This window comes from Streptomyces sp. NPDC020807, from assembly GCF_040641575.1.
In the GTDB taxonomy this organism is placed as follows: Bacteria; Actinomycetota; Actinomycetes; order Streptomycetales; family Streptomycetaceae; genus Streptomyces.
Map to the genome: position 1 here is coordinate 505,692 of NZ_JBFADU010000002.1, position 16,087 is coordinate 521,778.

The following is a 16,087-nucleotide window of genomic DNA, read 5'->3' on the forward strand; positions in this document are numbered from 1 at the left end:
AAACCACAGCCATGGCTATCTTCCTCAACAAGGACAGCAAGGTCATCGTCCAGGGCATGACCGGTGCCACGGGCATGAAGCACACCAAGCTCATGCTGGGTGACGGCACCAACATCGTCGGCGGCGTGAACCCGCGCAAGGCCGGCACCTCCGTCGACTTCGACGGCACCGAGATCCCCGTCTTCGGCACGGTCGCCGAGGCCATGGAGAAGACCGGCGCCAACGTCTCGGTCCTCTTCGTGCCGCCGGCCTTCGCGAAGGCCGCCGTCGTCGAGGCGATCGACGCGGAGATCCCCCTCGCCGTCGTCATCACCGAGGGCATCGCCGTCCACGACTCGGCCGCGTTCTACGCGTACGCCGTGGCGCAGGGCAACAAGACCCGCCTCATCGGCCCGAACTGCCCCGGTCTCATCACCCCGGGCCAGTCCAACGCCGGCATCATCCCGGGCGACATCACGAAGCCGGGCCGCATCGGCCTGGTCTCGAAGTCCGGCACGCTGACGTACCAGATGATGTACGAGCTCCGTGACATCGGCTTCTCCTCCGCCGTCGGCATCGGTGGCGACCCGGTCATCGGCACCACGCACATCGACGCCCTCGCGGCGTTCGAGGCGGACCCCGACACCGACCTGATCGTCATGATCGGCGAGATCGGCGGCGACGCCGAGGAGCGTGCGGCCGACTTCATCAAGGCCAACGTCACCAAGCCGGTCGTCGGCTACGTCGCGGGCTTCACCGCGCCCGAGGGCAAGACCATGGGCCACGCCGGCGCCATCGTCTCCGGCTCCTCCGGCACCGCCCAGGCGAAGAAGGAGGCCCTCGAGGCCGCCGGCGTCAAGGTCGGCAAGACGCCGACCGAGACGGCCAAGCTGGCGCGCGCGATCCTCGCGGGCTGACACCAGTCGTAGCTGTACCTGAGCGGGCCCCGCCCCCTCCCGGGTAACCGGGCGGAGGCGGGGCCCACTCGCGTATCGGCCGTCATGCGACCATGCCGTCAGGCGGCGGCCATGCGGCTACTCGGCCGACGGAATCAGGCGTTCCGGACCCGGGTTGGGCTCCGAGCGGAGCTTGTCGCGGAGCTCGACGTCCTCGGGACCGAGCTTCTGCGAGCCGCCGCGCACGGGTACCCCGTTGACGGTCGAGCCCGGGGAGACGTCCGGGATGTACTGCGTGGGCGCGGTCGCCGCCGTGATGGCCGTGACGCACATCAGGGCCGCCGTCGCCCCCAGCGCCGTCCGCGTCCAACGGCGGGTGCGCTGTTCGCTGCCCGTCCTGACCGACCGCGCCGCCGGGAGGGTCGCCGTCGGAGCCTCGGAGACCAGCGCGTGCAGCCGCTGGTGCAGCGCTTCCGGCTCGGCGAGTTCGGGGATCCGCTCGCCGAGGACCGTGCGGGCGTAGATCACCCGGTTGGCGGCGGCGGGGGTGCTCGCCTCCGTCTCTGCCGCCGTGTCCGGCAGGTCGAGGCCGAGGCCGTCGTAGAGCAGGACGGTGCGCCGGTACGCGGGCGGCAGTTCGAGCAGCGCCGTGAGAAGTGCCCGGCGGCCGGCCTCGGTCGGCGGCGAGTCGGGGTGCTTGTGGGCCCGTCGGAACCGGTGCCAGGGGGAGAGGGCGTACTCGTACGCCGCCGCCCGCACCCAGCCCACCGGGTCCGCGTCGACGGCGACCTCGGGCCAGTGCTCCCAGGCGTGGTGGAAGGCGTGCTCGACGGACTCCCGGGAGAGACGGCGGCGCCCGGTGAGCAGGTACGTCTGGTGCACGAGGCCGGGCGCGGCGTGCGCGTACAGCGCGTCGAAGGCCTCGGCGGGGGTGAGGTCGGGGTTGTCGGGAAGCCACGCGGGCCTCGACGCCGGAGCCGGTTCGGCCACGGCCACGGCCGTGGGCACGGGCACGGGGGTCGGCCCCGGTCTGCCCGGGGCGGTCGACTCCGGTACGGGTTTCCTGCGCTCGACGGCGGGTGCGGGGGAGGAGGCCTTCGGCGGCCTGGCGGCGCGCTTGACCGCGGCCTTGGGCCGGACGTTCGGCGAGGGCCCGGCGGGCGTGGGAGGCGCGGACACCGCCACGGGCGTCGCGGGCTTCGTGGGCTTCGAGGCCGCCACGGGCTTCGAGACCTCGGCGGGCTTCGAAGCCTCCGTGGACTCCACGGACCGGGCGCTGTGCGCGGTCTGCGCGGACTGCGATGACTGCGCGGACTGAGTCGACCGTGCGGGCTTCGCGGGCCTCGACGCGGGCGGCGCTTCGACCTCCTCGCAGGTGCCGAGCAGCTTCGCGTACGCCTCGCGCTTGCGGCCCCTCGGTGCCGAACGCCCGGTCTCCCAGGCCTTGACCGTGGCCTTCGTGACGCCCATGGCCTCGGCGACCTGCTCCTCGCTCAGGGCGAGGGCCTCACGCAGCCTGCGCCGCTCCTTCGGTGTCGGGAGGGTGACGGCTGATGCGGGAGATGCGGAATCCGTGGTGCTCCGGCTCATCGGCGTCGACCTCCCGCAGAGCTGCTGCTATGGGCGGAAAAGTACATAAACGTATCTTGAGCGACACAACGGAGGTTTGCCTGTTACGCGGCTTGAGCGCGTGTCGTTGGCAGCATGGCCCCCGTGACCCATCTGACCGATCACCCCCTGGTCCAGGGCGGCCGTTCCGCCGCCCTGGCAACCGCCTGCGTCCGGGGCGCGGTGGCCGCCGGGCTTGGTCTCGGCGCCCTCGCCGTCCTGGTGATCGTGGCCTGGATCAGTTCCCCGCACGCCGACGGCGGCCCCGGCGGGGCCCTGCACGTCGCCGCCGGGCTCTGGCTCCTCGCGCACGGCGTCGACCTCATCCGTACGGACACCGTCTCCGGCCTGCCCGCGCCGCTGGGCATCGTGCCGATGCTGCTCGTCGCGCTGCCCGGCTGGCTGCTCCACCGGGCCGTCCGCGACACCCTCGACCCGGGTGACGACCTCGACCGGCCGCGCCCCTCCGCGAGCGGCGCGATCGCCGCCGTCGCCGGGGGATACCTGCTGGTCGCGGCCGTCGTCGTGGTCTACAGCGAGAGCGGTCCGCTGCCCGCGGGCCTGGTCACCGCCGGGGTCTGCCTCCCCGCGCTCGTCGTCGGCGCGGCGGGCGCGGGCGCCTGGACGGCGCTCGGCCACCCGCTGCCGGGACAGCGGCAGGCCGCCGCCGCCCTGCGCGCCGCGGGGCTCGCGCTCATGACGCTCTGCGGCGGCGGTGCGGTCGTCGCCGCCGCCTCGCTCGTCTGGCACGCGGGCGAGGCCCAGACCGCCTTCGACGCCCTGACGGGGGAGTGGTCGGGCCGGATCGCGGTCCTGCTCCTCGCCCTCCTGCTGCTGCCGAACATGGCGGTGTGGGGGGCCGCGTACGGTCTCGGCCCCGGCTTCGCCCTCGGTACGGGTGCCCTCGCCACGCCCCTCGGCGTCATGGGCGACCCGGCCGTGCCGCCCTTCCCGCTCCTGGCCGCGCTGCCCGACACCGCGCGCGGCACCTGGACGCACTGGGCCGCCGCCGCGGTCCCGCTGGCCGCCGCGCTGGTCCTCGGGTGGCGCGTGGGAGGCACGGGACGGGGCTGGCCGGTCAAGGACACCGTTCTGACGACCGTGGCGGCCGCCTGCGGCAGCGGGGCGGCCGTCGCCGTCCTCGCGGGCGCGGCCGGCGGCCCGCTCGGCTCGGGGCGGCTCTCCGCCTTCGGGCCCGTGTGGTGGCAGGTGGGCGCGGCGACCGTGCTGTGGGGCGCCTGTTTCGGGGTGCCGGCGGCCTTGGGCGTACGGGCCTGGGGGCGCCGCTCCCTCCGCCCGAAGCCGCTGCCGGGCACCGCGCCCGCGCCCGTACCGGCGCCCGCCCCCGCCCCCGCGGCGGTTCCGGGACCCGTGGCGGCCCATGTTCCGGTCCCCGCCCCCGGAGCCGTATCCGCACGGGCCACGGCCGCGACGGCGGGAGTGCACGCGCTCGCGGACGGGACCGGCGGCAAGGCGGAGGCCGTCGCCGAGAAGGCCGAGGAAACCGGCCAGTCCGGCCAGTCCGGCCAGTCCGGCAAGTCCGGCCAGTCCGGCCAGTCCGGCCAGTCCGGCCAGGACGACAAGCAGGCCGGGAAGACGGAGAAGGGCCCGGACGCCGGTACGCGTACCGACGCCGAGCCCTTCGTCCCGGTGGCCGCCTCCGCGATCGACCTCGACGACGATCCCGGCTACGAGCCCTACGACTACCTTCCGGCGGCCTGGGAGTCCTCCCCGCCGCCTACTCCCTGACCCCGAAGCCGTCGCGGAGCGGCTTCGGCAGGAGGTCGTTGCAGGCGAGCTCGCCCGCGTGGGTGAGCGCGTCGTCGCGGCACTCGTAGAAGTCCTTGTAGACGAGCTGCATGGTGAAGCCGACCGCGACGATCATCAGGGCGACGCTCGCCGCGACGAGACCGCTGATCGCGGCCGTCCGCATCGAGCGGAGCGGCGAGGGCGCGGCGCCGAGCCCACGGGGTCCGGTCGCACCAGGGCCGGTCGCACCAGGGCCGGTCGCACCGGCTCCGGCAGCCCCCTCCGGCACCGATCCCGTAGATCCCGTAGATCCCACCGATCCCGTAGAAGCCGCCCCCGTCCCATCCGCCGCCTGTGATGTCGGCGACATTCCCTCGGCCTCGCGCGGCTTCGACCGCAGCGAGCTGACGCCCCAGTAGAGCGCGAGCGCGCCCAGCAGCAGCGCCAGCTCGGGGATCGAGAAGATGGCGAAGAAGAAGGCCCACATGCCCGCGAGGATCGCGTACCGCGCGCGCCGCTGGGCCGGGTCCGTCGGGTCCCAGCGCATCGCGGGCCCGCGCCCCGGACCGTCCTGACCGGGTCCGCCCGGCCCGCCCTCGGGACCCTCGCGGGACGGCCCGCGCCCGAAGCCGTCGCGGGAAGGGCCCGGCTGGCGCGGGCTCCAGCGGCCGTCGGACGACCCCGACGAACCAGGAGTCCCGGTGGTGTCCCCGGAGGGATTCCCGGACGTGTCGTCGCCCGAGCCCTCCGGTCGCCGCGGCTGCCACGGCTGGTCCGGCCGGCCCTCGGGCGGCGGCGCGAACGGGTTGTTGTCGTCCGTGGACTGGCGTTCCGGCATCTGCGAGACGTCTTCCCTCTGTCGTCGTGACCGCGGCCGCACCCACGGCCCCTGCTGGCGTCGGACCCTGACGCTACCGCCCTGGTCCGCCCCCGTCCCGTGGGGGCCGTCCGGAGTGCCGGTATCGTTGCTGACGGTCGAGCCATTCGTAGGGTTCCCCGTATCGAGCGACACGATTCGTTCGTACGACCGCACAAACACCACGGAAAGAGTGACTGAGTGGCTGCCGCCCGCCTCGTCGTCCTGGTCTCCGGGTCCGGTACGAATCTGCAGGCCCTCCTCGACGCCATCGCCGCCGACCCCGACGGGTACGGCGCCGAGGTCGTCGCCGTCGGCGCGGACCGTGACGACATCGTCGGTCTGGAGCGCGCCGAGCGCGCCGGGATCCCCACCTACGTCTGCCGCGTCAAGGACCACGCCTCCCGCGAGGAGTGGGACCGCGCCCTGACCGAGGCCACCGCCGCCCACGAGCCGGACCTCGTCGTCTCCGCCGGTTTCATGAAGATCGTCGGCAAGGAGTTCCTCGCCCGCTTCGGCGGCCGGGTCGTCAACACCCACCCGGCCCTTCTGCCCAGTTTTCCCGGTGCCCACGGGGTGCGTGACGCCCTCGCCTACGGCGCGAAGGTCACCGGGTGCACCGTCCACTTCGTCGACGACGGTGTCGACACCGGCCCGATCATCGCCCAGGGCGTGGTCGAGGTGCGGGACGAGGACGATGAAGCCGCTCTGCACGAGCGCATCAAGGAAGTCGAGCGCTCGCTGCTCGTCGACGTCGTGGGGCGCCTCGCCCGGCACGGCTATCGCATTGAGGGACGAAAGGTTCATGTCGGTGAACACGGACACGGTTAAGCCCATCCGCCGCGCACTCGTCAGCGTCTACGACAAGACGGGTCTTGAGGAGCTGGCCCGCGGTCTGCACGAGGCCGGTGTCGAGCTCGTCTCCACGGGTTCCACCGCCGGGAAGATCGCCGCCGCGGGCGTGCCGGTCACCAAGGTCGAGGAGCTCACCGGCTTCCCCGAGTGCCTCGACGGCCGCGTGAAGACCCTCCACCCGCGCGTGCACGCCGGCATCCTCGCCGACCTGCGCCTGGAGTCCCACCGCGAGCAGCTCGCGGAGCTCGGCGTGGAGCCCTTCGACCTCGTCGTCGTGAACCTCTACCCGTTCCGCGAGACCGTCGCCTCCGGCGCCACGCCGGACGAGTGCGTCGAGCAGATCGACATCGGCGGCCCCTCGATGGTCCGTGCCGCCGCCAAGAACCACCCGTCGGTCGCGATCGTCACCAGCCCGGAGCGGTACGCCGACGTCCTCGCCGCCGTGCAGGCCGGCGGCTTCGACCTGACCGCCCGCAAGCGTCTCGCGGGCGAGGCCTTCCAGCACACCGCCGCGTACGACGTGGCCGTGGCCTCCTGGTTCGCCGACGACTACGCCGCCGCCGACGACTCGGGCTTCCCCGACTTCCTGGGCGCGACCTACGCGCGCAAGAGCGTGCTCCGCTACGGCGAGAACCCGCACCAGGGCGCCGCTCTCTACGTCGACGGCACCGGCGGCCTCGCCGAGGCCGAGCAGCTGCACGGCAAGGAGATGTCGTACAACAACTACACGGACACCGACGCCGCGCGCCGGGCCGCGTACGACCACGCCGAGCCCTGCGTCGCGATCATCAAGCACGCCAACCCGTGCGGCATCGCGATCGGCGCCGACGTCGCCGAGGCCCACCGCAAGGCGCACGCCTGCGACCCGCTGTCCGCGTTCGGCGGCGTCATCGCCGTCAACCGCCCGGTGACGGTCGAGCTGGCCGAGCAGGTCGCCGAGATCTTCACCGAGGTCATCGTCGCCCCCGGCTACGAGGCCGGCGCGGTCGAGATCCTCGCCAAGAAGAAGAACATCCGCGTCCTCAAGGCCGACGGCGCCCCCGCCAACCCGGTCGAGGTCAAGCCGGTCGACGGCGGCGCCCTCCTCCAGGTCACCGACCGCCTCCAGGCCGACGGCGACGACCCGGCGAACTGGACCCTGGCGACGGGCGAGGCGCTCTCCGCCGAGGAGCTCGCCGAGCTCTCCTTCGCCTGGAAGGCCTGCCGCGCGGTCAAGTCCAACGCGATCCTGCTCTCCAAGGACGGCGCCTCGGTCGGCGTCGGCATGGGCCAGGTCAACCGCGTCGACTCCGCCAAGCTCGCCGTCGAGCGCGCGGGCGAGGAGCGGGCGCGCGGCTCGTACGCCGCCTCCGACGCCTTCTTCCCCTTCCCCGACGGCCTGGAGATCCTCACCGCGGCCGGCGTGAAGGCGGTCGTGCAGCCGGGCGGCTCGATGCGTGACGAGCTCGTCGTCGAGGCCGCGAAGAAGGCCGGCGTGACCATGTACCTCACCGGTACGCGCCACTTCTTCCACTGAGCGTGACCGCCGCGGGGCCCCTCTTCACGAGGGGCCCCGCGGTGTCCTCGCGGACTCCGCTGGGAACCTCGGCCGATCGGGTGGACTCTGGTCTAATGGGTTGCTCTTTTGTCGGCCGCAGGCAGCACAGACAGCGCGGGCAGCGCAGGTAGTGGGAGTCGTGGTGTTGGACGTACTGAACAGACCCGCCGCGGAAACCGCCGAAGCGGAGCCGTCGGACGGGCTCTCCCCGGCGCCGATACGTCCGTACGTGATCGTCGCGGTCGTCCTCTGCGGCCTGTACTTCCTCTACTCCTGGGTGCAGTACACGCACTTCCGCACCCCGTCCTGGGACCTCGGCATCTTCGGGGAGTCGGTCAGGGCGTACGCCGAGTTCCGCGCCCCGGTCGTCGACATCAAGGGCCCCGGCTTCCCCATCCTCGGCGACCACTTCAGCCCGGTCACCGCGCTCCTCGCGCCGCTCTACTGGATCTGGCCCTCGCCGGTCTCCCTGCTCTTCGGCCAGGCCGCGCTCTTCGCCGCCTCGGCCGTCGTCGTCGGCCGCACCGCCCAGCAGGTCCTGGGCAGCAGGGCCGTCGGGATCGGTCTGACGGTCGCGTACGGGCTGTCCTGGGGGCTCCAGGAGGCCGTGAAGTCCGACTTCCACGAGATCGCCTTCGCCGTCCCGCTGCTCGCCCTGACCTGCCGGGCCCTGATCCTCGGGCGGTGGACGGCGGCCGTCGCCTGGTCCGCGCCGCTCGTCCTCGTCAAGGAGGACATGGGGCTCACCGTCGCCATGGTCGGCGCGGTCCTCTTCCTCAAGGGTCAGAAGAAGCTGGGCGCCGCCCTCGCGGCCTTCGGCGTCGGCGCCTTCGCCCTCACGGTCCTCGTCCTGATCCCGGCGGCGAGCAAGCTCGGCCAGTACGACTACTGGTCCAAGATCGAGAAGACCGGCCAGGGCGCCGACACCTCCTTCGGGCAGGTGATCGTGGACGCCCTCGGCTCCGGCGAGCGCTGGGAGATGGTCCTCTTCCTGCTCGCCATCACCGGCTTCCTCGCCCTGCGCTCCCCGCTGATCCTGCTCGTCCTGCCGACCCTCGGCTGGCGCTTCCTCTCCCAGGACCCCAACCACTGGGGCATGCACTGGCACTACAGCGCGATCCTCATGCCGGTGGTCTTCCTGGCCCTCGTGGACGCGGTCCGGTCGGTGCGCACGTCCCCGCACGCCTGGCTCGCCGCGTACGGGAAGGTCGTCGTCCCGGTCGCCACGGCCGTCGCGCTCGTCCTCGCCGTGAACCTCCCGCTGCGGGAGCTGACCAAGCCGGAGACGTACCGCACGGACGCCCGGGCCGAGCAGGCGCGGGCGGCGGTCGAGGCGGTGCCGGACGGCGTCAGCGTCGAGGCCGACGTCTCGCTCCTCGCGCACCTCACGGCGGACCACCGGGTCTACTGGGTCGGCACCTCGAAGGGGGCCACGCCGGACTACCTGGCCTTCGACCTGCGCGGATGGTCGCAGCAGATCACGGATCCGGAGCAGCTGGCTTCGCAGTTGCACCCGGAGGCGCAGTACAGGATCACGCACCGCTCGGAGGGGTTCGCGGTGCTCAAGAGGGTCTGATCGTGCGCGCGAAAAGGCCGAAGGCCGTCCGGCGAGGTGCCGGACGGCCTTCGGCGTGTGCGGGGGAAGACCCGGGGAAGCCCCCGGGAGTCCCCCGCCGAAGCGTTACTTCTTGATGACGATCGTGCCGGCGGCACGGTCGTGCCAGCCCTGGAGCTTGCCCGAGTTGTCGAAGAACGGGGACAGGTAGACCAGGATCTGGCCGAGGCCGCAGAGGAGCGAGCCGGCCATGGGGATGATCCAGCGGATGAAGCTGCCGCCGAGGCCGGGCTTGGCACCGGTGGCCTCCTTGACGACCCGCAGGCCCACGGCCATCTTGCCGAGGGTGGCGCCGACGAAGGCGACCATCAGCCACTCGTAGAGCATCGTGGCGATGCCCAGGATGAGGAGGACGCCGAAGAGGGCGGCGATGATGCCGCCGGCGGCCGCACCGGCGTCCTCGGCGGCCTTGTTCACGCAGGCCTCGTACGCCGGGGACAGCGGGTCCATCCCGTTGCAGTCCTCGATGCTGGACGCGGCCGCGCTGCCGACGCCCAGGGCGCCGGCGAGGCCGATGGCGCCCAGGATCCAGTAGATGGCGCCGATGGCGACACCGTCGATCAGGCGGGCGGCGAAGCGCAGGCCCATCGTGCCGATCTTGACGGTGCCGAGGCCGTACAGGTTGATGTAGCCGTTGTTGGCCTGGAGGGTGCCCGGGGCGGGCGGCGGGTACGCGCCCGGCTGCTGCTGCGGGTAGCCGTAGCCCTGCTGCGGCGGCACGCCCTGCGGGGCCTGCTGCGGGTAGCCGTAACCGGGCTGCTGGCCCTGGCCCTGCGGCTGGCCGTAGGGGTTGTTCGAGTCGCCGAAGCTCATCGGGGAGTTCCTCCGTGGATTTCCGTGCGGGGACGTCGCGGACGGGCGCGGAGGAGTTTCATGGCATCTGAGCGGATGTCCCCCCGGCACTTTCCGCGGTTCTGCGCGGTCATCGTCGTCGTACCGCCGACCGCTTGTCCAGTCGGTATGCGGGGGAGTTGTGCAAGTGCAATCTTTCGTTCCGTATGACGGGTCGTCCGATGACGTCGAATTGGAACAAGGCGGGGGTCATCCGGGAGGATGTCTCCATGAGCGCCCAGATTCTCGATGGCAAGGCCACCGCAGCCGCGATCAAGTCCGATCTGACCGTCCGTGTGGCGGCCCTCAAGGAGCGGGGCATCACGCCCGGGCTGGGCACCGTCCTGGTCGGTGACGACCCGGCCAGCCAGAAGTACGTGGCGGGCAAGCACCGCGACTGCGCCCAGGTGGGCATCGCGTCCATCCAGCGCGAACTGCCCGGCACCGCCACGCAGGAGGAGATCGAGGCGGTCGTGCGGGAGCTCAACGAGGACCCGACCTGCACCGGCTACATCGTCCAACTCCCGCTGCCCAAGGGCATCGACGAGAACCGCATCCTGGAGCTGATGGACCCGGCCAAGGACGCGGACGGCCTGCACCCGACCAACCTCGGCCGCCTCGTGCTGAACGAGCCCGCGCCGCTGCCCTGCACCCCCAACGGCGTCATCACGCTGCTCCGCGCGCACGGCGTGGAGATCAACGGCGCCGAGGTCGTGGTCGTCGGGCGCGGTGTCACCATCGGCCGCCCGATGCCGCTCATCCTCACCCGCCGCTCCGAGAACGCGACGGTGACCCAGTGCCACACCGGCACCCGCGACCTCTCCGCCCACCTGCGGAACGCGGACATCATCGTCGCGGCCGCCGGCGTCCCGCACCTGATCAAGCCGGAGGACGTGAAGCCGGGCGCCGCCGTCCTCGACGTCGGCGTCTCGCGCAACGCCGAGGGCAAGATCCTCGGTGACGTCCACCCCGACGTCGCCGAGGTGGCCGGCTGGATCTCGCCGAACCCCGGCGGTGTCGGCCCGATGACCCGCGCCCAGCTCCTCGTGAACGTCGTCGAGGCCGCCGAGCGCGCGGCCGAGGCCGTCTGAACTCCGAGGGTCTGAGTCCATGGCCTCGAAGCGGGCGGCGCGGCGGCCGCCCACCGTCACCACCGACACCGCGCGCCCCGAGGGCGGGGGCCGGGCGGCGCCCGGCGACGCCTCCGCGCCCGCGCGTCAGTGGCCCCTGCTGACCGTCCTCGTGATCGCGGGCGTCGGTCTCGCCGTCGTGGGGTTCGACCCGTTCCCGCAGTCCTTCCGGATCGGCACGATCCTGGTCGGGGCGGCGCTGCTCCTCGGAGCCGTGCTGCGCCGGGTGCTGCCCAGGACGGGGATGCTGGCCGTACGGTCCCGGTTCACCGACGTGATCACGTACGGGACCATGGGCGGCCTGATCGTGCTGCTCGCGCTCATGGTGCAGCCGGGGCCCTGGGTGCGGATTCCGTTCCTCGAGGACATCCTGCACCTCACGGTGACGTGACCGCCCCGCGCGCGGGAACGTGAGCAACGCCCGCCCTCTCCCCCGTGGGAGGGCGGGCGTTGCCGTCCTCAAGGGTCATGTACGTGCCAATTTCGATCAAGCTCCGACGACCCGCTGTGGCACGGAAGTGACCATTCCGCCACCTCGTCTCCGCATCCTCGCCGCAGATCCCCCTCACCTTCCGTCCTGACTCGGACGGGTGGCAGTGAGCCGGACCACAAGGGGTCGGGGGTCGGTAGGGGTCCGGGTCCGATAGCCTGACCGCTGGATATCTCTTCACGTCGAGACACCGATCGATCAAAGGGCTATCCAGATTCTGGGGCAGGGACCCCCACCGCCAGCTGTCTTACGGAGATCGCCATGACCCGCACTCCCGTGAATGTCACCGTGACCGGCGCGGCCGGCCAGATCGGCTACGCGCTGCTCTTCCGCATCGCCTCCGGCCACCTGCTCGGCGCGGACGTGCCGGTCAAGCTCCGCCTCCTCGAGATCCCGCAGGGCGTCAAGGCCGCCGAGGGCACCGCCATGGAGCTCGACGACTGTGCCTTCCCGCTGCTCAAGGGCATCGACATCTTCGACAACCCGAACCAGGGCTTCGAGGGTGCCAACATCGGTCTGCTCGTGGGCGCCCGCCCGCGTGGCCCGGGCATGGAGCGCGGCGACCTGCTCGCCGCCAACGGCGGCATCTTCAAGCCGCAGGGCGAGGCCATCGCCGCCCACGCCGCGGACGACGTCAAGATCCTCGTCGTCGGCAACCCGGCCAACACCAACGCCCTGATCGCCCAGTCTGCCGCCAAGGGCGTCCCGGCCGAGCGCTTCACCGCGATGACCCGCCTGGACCACAACCGCGCGCTGACGCAGCTGGCCCAGAAGACCGGCTCCTCGGTCACGGACATCAAGCGCCTGACCATCTGGGGCAACCACTCCGCGACCCAGTACCCGGACATCTTCCACGCGGAGATCGCCGGCAAGAACGCCGCCGAGGTCGTGAACGACGAGGCGTGGCTGTCGGACACCTTCATCCCGACCGTCGCCAAGCGCGGCGCGGCGATCATCGACGCCCGTGGCGCCTCCTCCGCCGCCTCGGCCGCCAACGCCGCCATCGACCACGTGCACACGTGGGTCAACGGCACCGCCGAGGGCGACTGGACCTCCATGGGCGTCCCGTCGGACGGCTCCTACGGCGTTCCGGAGGGCCTGATCTCCTCCTTCCCCGTCACCTGCAAGGACGGCAAGTACGAGATCGTCCAGGGCCTGGAGATCAACGACTTCTCCCGCGCCCGCATCGACGCCTCCGTCCAGGAGCTGTCGGAGGAGCGCGACGCGGTCCGCGAGCTCGGCCTCATCTGAGCGACGGGCTGACCCCCGCACAAATCCCGGCGCCCCCGGCCCGTACGACCGACCGTACGGACCGGGGGCGTCGTTTTTCCGTTTCGGGCACCCGTCCCGGCTCCCCTATGCTGTCCCACCGGTCACGGTCAACTGGGCTGTGACCAGGGAAAGTTCCGGACAATCGGGGGAATCTTGGCGCATCCGTCCGTACCTCATCAGCCGAGCGGCCCGCCCGCGGCGGCCGACCCGCGGCGCTTACCGGCCACCAGCGAGGCGACCCGGCTGCTCTGCGCCGGCACGTACCTCGACGACGGATTCCGCGACGCGGTCATCGACCAGCTGTACGTCCACGAGGAGCGCTTCGCCGCGCCGTCCCTCGGTTTCGACGCGAGCCGCGTCCTCGCCCACGCCCTGCGCGCGCGCCGCGTCGAACTCGCCTGGGCCGTCGGCGTACTGGCCCTCTGGTTCGTCGCGCTCCCGCTCACCCTGGGCCTGATCAACTTCCTCGTCCTCCCCTTCCTGCTGCTCACCGTCGCCCGCTGGGTGCGCGGCACGTCCGCGACGGCCCCCCTGTACCGGGCCGTCCCCGCCTTCCTGTTGCGGTGGTCCGGGCGGCTCCTGCTCGTACAGGCCCTGCTGACCCTCCTCACCGTGGCGTTCGCGGGCGACGCGCACGAGGACGACTACAGCGACTACGGCGATTACGGCAGCGGGTTCGGTGACTACGGCGGTTCCGGCGGAAGCTCCTTCGACTGGGGCTCCGACACCCTCCTCCTCTTCGTGGACCTCCTGAACCAGGAAACGTCGGGCGGCGCCACGCTCGCCGCGTGGATCACCCTCGCCGTCCCGCTCCTCGTGGCCGCGGCCGTGGCCGCCCAGCGCGGTCAGTTCGCCCGTGCCCTCACCCAGGAGCTGTCCCGCGAGCGCTTCCCCGACCAGCGATCCGACCCCGCCGAGAACACCGAAAGCGCCCGCTTCCGGCGGATGCGCGACCGCATCCGGACCGAGCAGCACTCCCAGCTGGTCATGTATGGCTCCGACGACCCGTTCTGCGGCGCCGGAACCCCGTACGAGCCCTGGTCGCTCTCCGTCGAGCTGCGTCCCAGGAAGAGCCTCGACGGCAAGGCGCCCGAACCCCTCGACAACAGCGCCGTCCTGCGCCACGTCGTCCCGCTCCTCCAGGCGCTGCGCGTCCCCTCCTCGCACGGTTCGCCGCAGCTCCAGGCCGCCGTGCGGGACCGGTTGCGCGAGATGGAGATCGACGAGGTCGTCTTCCTGCCCGTCGACGGACTGCCGGACCGCTCGGCCGCCCCGTACGGCCCGGCGGGATTCGAGGCGCACCGCGCGGGCTCCATCGAGGAGGGCGGCGAGACCCGCCGCCACTTCCTCCGCATCCGTGTCGGGGGCTGGGGCGAGGAGATCGTCACCACGGTCTTCGTCCGCGTCCACACCCAGGGCGGCATGCTCATGCTGGAGGTCGCGCCGCACGTCCTGCGGCCCGTGAAGCCGCTCTACCGGCACGCCGACCGGATCGCGCACCGGTACCGGCACAACCACCACTTCGGCAAGGCCGTCTGGGCGCTCGGCCAGGTCCCGTACTCCTTCGGCCGGGCCCTCGTCACCGTCGCGCGCGCCCTCACCCACCTCTGGCGGGTGCTCACGGCGGGCCACGCCCACGCGCTGCCCGAGGGCCCGTGGCTCTCGGTGCGTGAACTCGGCTCGGACGACGACGCCTCCCTCTTCCAGGAGATGGACGTCAGCCGCTACCTGAAGAGCGTGCAGGACCGGGTGGCCAACGGGGTCACGGTCGCGCTCCGCGAAGCCGGTTACGAGACCGCCGAGTTCGAGCAGAAGATCGTGCACGTCGCCGAGGGCGGCACGTTCATCGAGAACACCAAGGGAAACGTGACGGTCGGCAACCACAACACCGTCACCAGCAAGTCCTTCACCACTTCGACGAGCGGAGGCGACCGTGGCTGAGCGCAGCGACGGCATTCACGTCACCAACACCGGCGGAAACGTCACCATCGGCGACAACAACACCGTCACCAGCACGGTGCAGGGGGCCCAGCCGGCCCGCGACCCCCAGCAGGAGGAGCTGCTCCAGGCCATCCGCCGGTTCCGCGCCGACCTGCGGGGCGTCGTCGCCTCCGAGCAGACGGCCGCGCTCGACGCCGAACTCTCCGACGCCGAGGACGAGATCGAGGGCACCGGCCGCGCGGGCACCGGACGCCTCTCGGCCCTGCGCCGCGCCCTCACGGACGCGGGCGCGGTCGCCGGGATCCTCGCCTCGGGCGTGGCCCTGGGGCAGGCCGTCGGCGCCCTCGGAGGATGAGATGAGCGGTCAGGGGGCCCGCTGGAACGACGAGACGCAGAGCTGGGAGACCGTCGCCGGGGGAGCGGGCCGGGTCCCCTTCGTGCCCCGGGCCGACGGTCCCGTCCCGCCACCGCTGCCGCTGACACCTCCCACACCTCCGACGCCCGCGCCCCCGCCGCTGCCCGCGACTCCTCCGTACGCACCGGTGTACGGCCCCGGGGACGGCGGCCCGGCGTCCGTGCCGCCGCCCTCGGGGGCGCGGACCCGTTCCGTGCTGGTGGCGGGCCTGGCGGCGGCCGTGCTCGCCGCGGGGTCGGTGGGGGCCTGGCAGATCTGGGGTGGCGAGGACGGTCCTCCCGCCCCGGCGGCGGGACCGCCGGTCTCCGTCTCGCAGGCGCCGGACCCGACCACGTCCGCGTCGCCCACGGAGACGACGGACGAGCCCTCGGAGCCGCCCTCCGAATCGTCCTCCGAATCGTCCTCGGAATCGTCCTCGGACCCGTCGGGCACGCCCTCGGGCCGTCCGTCGGACGGGTCCGCGCCGCCGCCCGGATACCGGGTCGAGAAGGACCTCAAGGGCTTCACGATCGCGGTCCCCGAGGGCTGGAACCGGACGGAACCCGCCGACCAGGGCGTCTTCTACAACTCCCCGGACGGGCGGAGCCTGGTCCAGGTCTTCGTCATCCAGGAAGCCGGCCTGACGCCGCACGAGGCCCTGCGCGGGGTCTCCGAGGACGGCAGGGCCAACAAGCCGGGCTACGAGGAGCTCGGCCTCGCGCCCGTCGCGGGCGAGGCGGACGCGGTCGAGCTGGTGTACGTCTACGACCGCGAGGGCGGGCGGCGGAAGGTCGTCGACCGCGCCTTCACTGCCGAGGACGGCAACCAGTACGCGATCCTCGCGGCGGGGCCCGAGGAGGACTGGCCGAAGCAGCGCGAACTCCTCGACACGGCACTGAGGTTCTTCACGCCGGGCGCGCACTGAGAGCCGGAC

The 16,087-nt window shown here is 72.4% G+C and carries 14 protein-coding genes; 11 read left to right on the plus strand and 3 right to left on the minus strand.

What is annotated here, in order from left to right; translation table 11 throughout:
• Positions 1-11 precede the first annotated feature (11 nt).
• Positions 12-896 (plus strand): succinate--CoA ligase subunit alpha, encoded by an 885-nt coding sequence (gene sucD, locus AB0G79_RS05460; RefSeq protein WP_360800442.1) that lies wholly within the window; start codon positions 12-14, stop codon positions 894-896.
• Positions 897-1,013: 117 nt separating this feature from the next.
• On the opposite strand, the gene AB0G79_RS05465 is transcribed toward sucD, so the two are convergent.
• Positions 1,014-2,465 (minus strand): helix-turn-helix domain-containing protein, encoded by a 1,452-nt coding sequence (locus tag AB0G79_RS05465; RefSeq protein WP_360800445.1) that lies wholly within the window; start codon positions 2,463-2,465, stop codon positions 1,014-1,016.
• 123 nt (positions 2,466-2,588) lie between these two features.
• On the opposite strand from AB0G79_RS05465, the gene AB0G79_RS05470 reads away from it, so the two are divergent.
• On the plus strand, positions 2,589-4,232 hold the full coding sequence (locus tag AB0G79_RS05470) for a DUF6350 family protein (protein WP_360800448.1): 1,644 nt from the start codon (positions 2,589-2,591) through the stop codon (positions 4,230-4,232).
• Here AB0G79_RS05470 and AB0G79_RS05475 read toward each other — a convergent pair.
• Complete coding sequence (locus tag AB0G79_RS05475) at positions 4,222-5,070, minus strand: hypothetical protein (protein WP_360800451.1); 849 nt, start codon at positions 5,068-5,070, stop codon at positions 4,222-4,224. The two genes, AB0G79_RS05470 and AB0G79_RS05475, sit on opposite strands and share 11 nt — an antisense overlap.
• A gap of 219 nt (positions 5,071-5,289) precedes the next feature.
• Here AB0G79_RS05475 and purN point away from each other — a divergent pair, with 219 nt between their 5' ends.
• From purN to AB0G79_RS05490, 3 genes are all read left to right on the plus strand, one after another.
• Positions 5,290-5,919: a phosphoribosylglycinamide formyltransferase gene (purN, locus tag AB0G79_RS05480; RefSeq protein WP_360800454.1), complete on the plus strand. Its 630-nt coding sequence runs from the start codon at positions 5,290-5,292 to the stop codon at positions 5,917-5,919.
• Positions 5,894-7,459, plus strand: a complete 1,566-nt coding sequence (purH, locus tag AB0G79_RS05485) for a bifunctional phosphoribosylaminoimidazolecarboxamide formyltransferase/IMP cyclohydrolase (protein ID WP_360800457.1) — start codon at positions 5,894-5,896, stop codon at positions 7,457-7,459. Before purN ends, purH begins: the two co-directional genes overlap by 26 nt.
• A 175-nt stretch (positions 7,460-7,634) precedes the next feature.
• The gene (locus AB0G79_RS05490; protein WP_360800608.1) at positions 7,635-9,056 is read left to right on the plus strand and encodes a DUF2079 domain-containing protein; all 1,422 of its coding nucleotides are present in this window, start codon (positions 7,635-7,637) and stop codon (positions 9,054-9,056) included.
• A 105-nt stretch (positions 9,057-9,161) separates the two neighbouring features.
• Here the strand turns inward: AB0G79_RS05490 and AB0G79_RS05495 are convergent, their stop codons facing one another.
• Complete coding sequence (locus tag AB0G79_RS05495; protein ID WP_360800460.1) at positions 9,162-9,908, minus strand: RDD family protein; 747 nt, start codon at positions 9,906-9,908, stop codon at positions 9,162-9,164.
• Positions 9,909-10,156: 248 nt separating this feature from the next.
• Here AB0G79_RS05495 and AB0G79_RS05500 point away from each other — a divergent pair, with 248 nt between their 5' ends.
• From AB0G79_RS05500 to AB0G79_RS05525, 6 genes are all read left to right on the plus strand, one after another.
• Positions 10,157-11,017, plus strand: coding sequence for a bifunctional methylenetetrahydrofolate dehydrogenase/methenyltetrahydrofolate cyclohydrolase (locus AB0G79_RS05500; RefSeq protein WP_360800462.1), 861 nt, complete (start codon positions 10,157-10,159; stop codon positions 11,015-11,017).
• A 19-nt stretch (positions 11,018-11,036) separates the two neighbouring features.
• Entirely contained in the window at positions 11,037-11,447 is a 411-nt protein-coding gene (locus AB0G79_RS05505) for a DUF3017 domain-containing protein (RefSeq protein WP_360800465.1), read from the plus strand.
• A 360-nt stretch (positions 11,448-11,807) separates the two neighbouring features.
• Positions 11,808-12,797 (plus strand): malate dehydrogenase, encoded by a 990-nt coding sequence (locus AB0G79_RS05510; RefSeq protein ID WP_360800468.1) that lies wholly within the window; start codon positions 11,808-11,810, stop codon positions 12,795-12,797.
• 174 nt (positions 12,798-12,971) lie between these two features.
• Complete coding sequence (locus AB0G79_RS05515) at positions 12,972-14,759, plus strand: hypothetical protein (RefSeq protein ID WP_360800471.1); 1,788 nt, start codon at positions 12,972-12,974, stop codon at positions 14,757-14,759.
• Positions 14,752-15,114, plus strand: a complete 363-nt coding sequence (locus AB0G79_RS05520) for a hypothetical protein (protein WP_360800474.1) — start codon at positions 14,752-14,754, stop codon at positions 15,112-15,114. Before AB0G79_RS05515 ends, AB0G79_RS05520 begins: the two co-directional genes overlap by 8 nt.
• A gap of 1 nt (position 15,115) precedes the next feature.
• Positions 15,116-16,078, plus strand: coding sequence for a serine/arginine repetitive matrix protein 2 (locus AB0G79_RS05525; protein WP_360800477.1), 963 nt, complete (start codon positions 15,116-15,118; stop codon positions 16,076-16,078).
• The last annotated feature ends 9 nt before the right edge of the window (positions 16,079-16,087 follow it).

Bases quoted from the DNA above. Each gene is read 5' to 3' on its own strand.
- sucD (WP_360800442.1), top strand. From the start codon at position 12: ATGGCTATCTTCCTCAACAAGGACAGCAAGGTCATCGTCCAGGGCATG.
- AB0G79_RS05465 (WP_360800445.1), bottom strand. From the start codon at position 2,465: ATGAGCCGGAGCACCACGGATTCCGCATCTCCCGCATCAGCCGTCACC.
- AB0G79_RS05475 (WP_360800451.1), bottom strand. From the start codon at position 5,070: ATGCCGGAACGCCAGTCCACGGACGACAACAACCCGTTCGCGCCGCCG.
- purH (WP_360800457.1), top strand. From the start codon at position 5,894: ATGTCGGTGAACACGGACACGGTTAAGCCCATCCGCCGCGCACTCGTC.
- AB0G79_RS05495 (WP_360800460.1), bottom strand. From the start codon at position 9,908: ATGAGCTTCGGCGACTCGAACAACCCCTACGGCCAGCCGCAGGGCCAG.
- AB0G79_RS05500 (WP_360800462.1), top strand. From the start codon at position 10,157: ATGAGCGCCCAGATTCTCGATGGCAAGGCCACCGCAGCCGCGATCAAG.
- AB0G79_RS05505 (WP_360800465.1), top strand. From the start codon at position 11,037: ATGGCCTCGAAGCGGGCGGCGCGGCGGCCGCCCACCGTCACCACCGAC.
- AB0G79_RS05510 (WP_360800468.1), top strand. From the start codon at position 11,808: ATGACCCGCACTCCCGTGAATGTCACCGTGACCGGCGCGGCCGGCCAG.
- AB0G79_RS05525 (WP_360800477.1), top strand. From the start codon at position 15,116: ATGAGCGGTCAGGGGGCCCGCTGGAACGACGAGACGCAGAGCTGGGAG.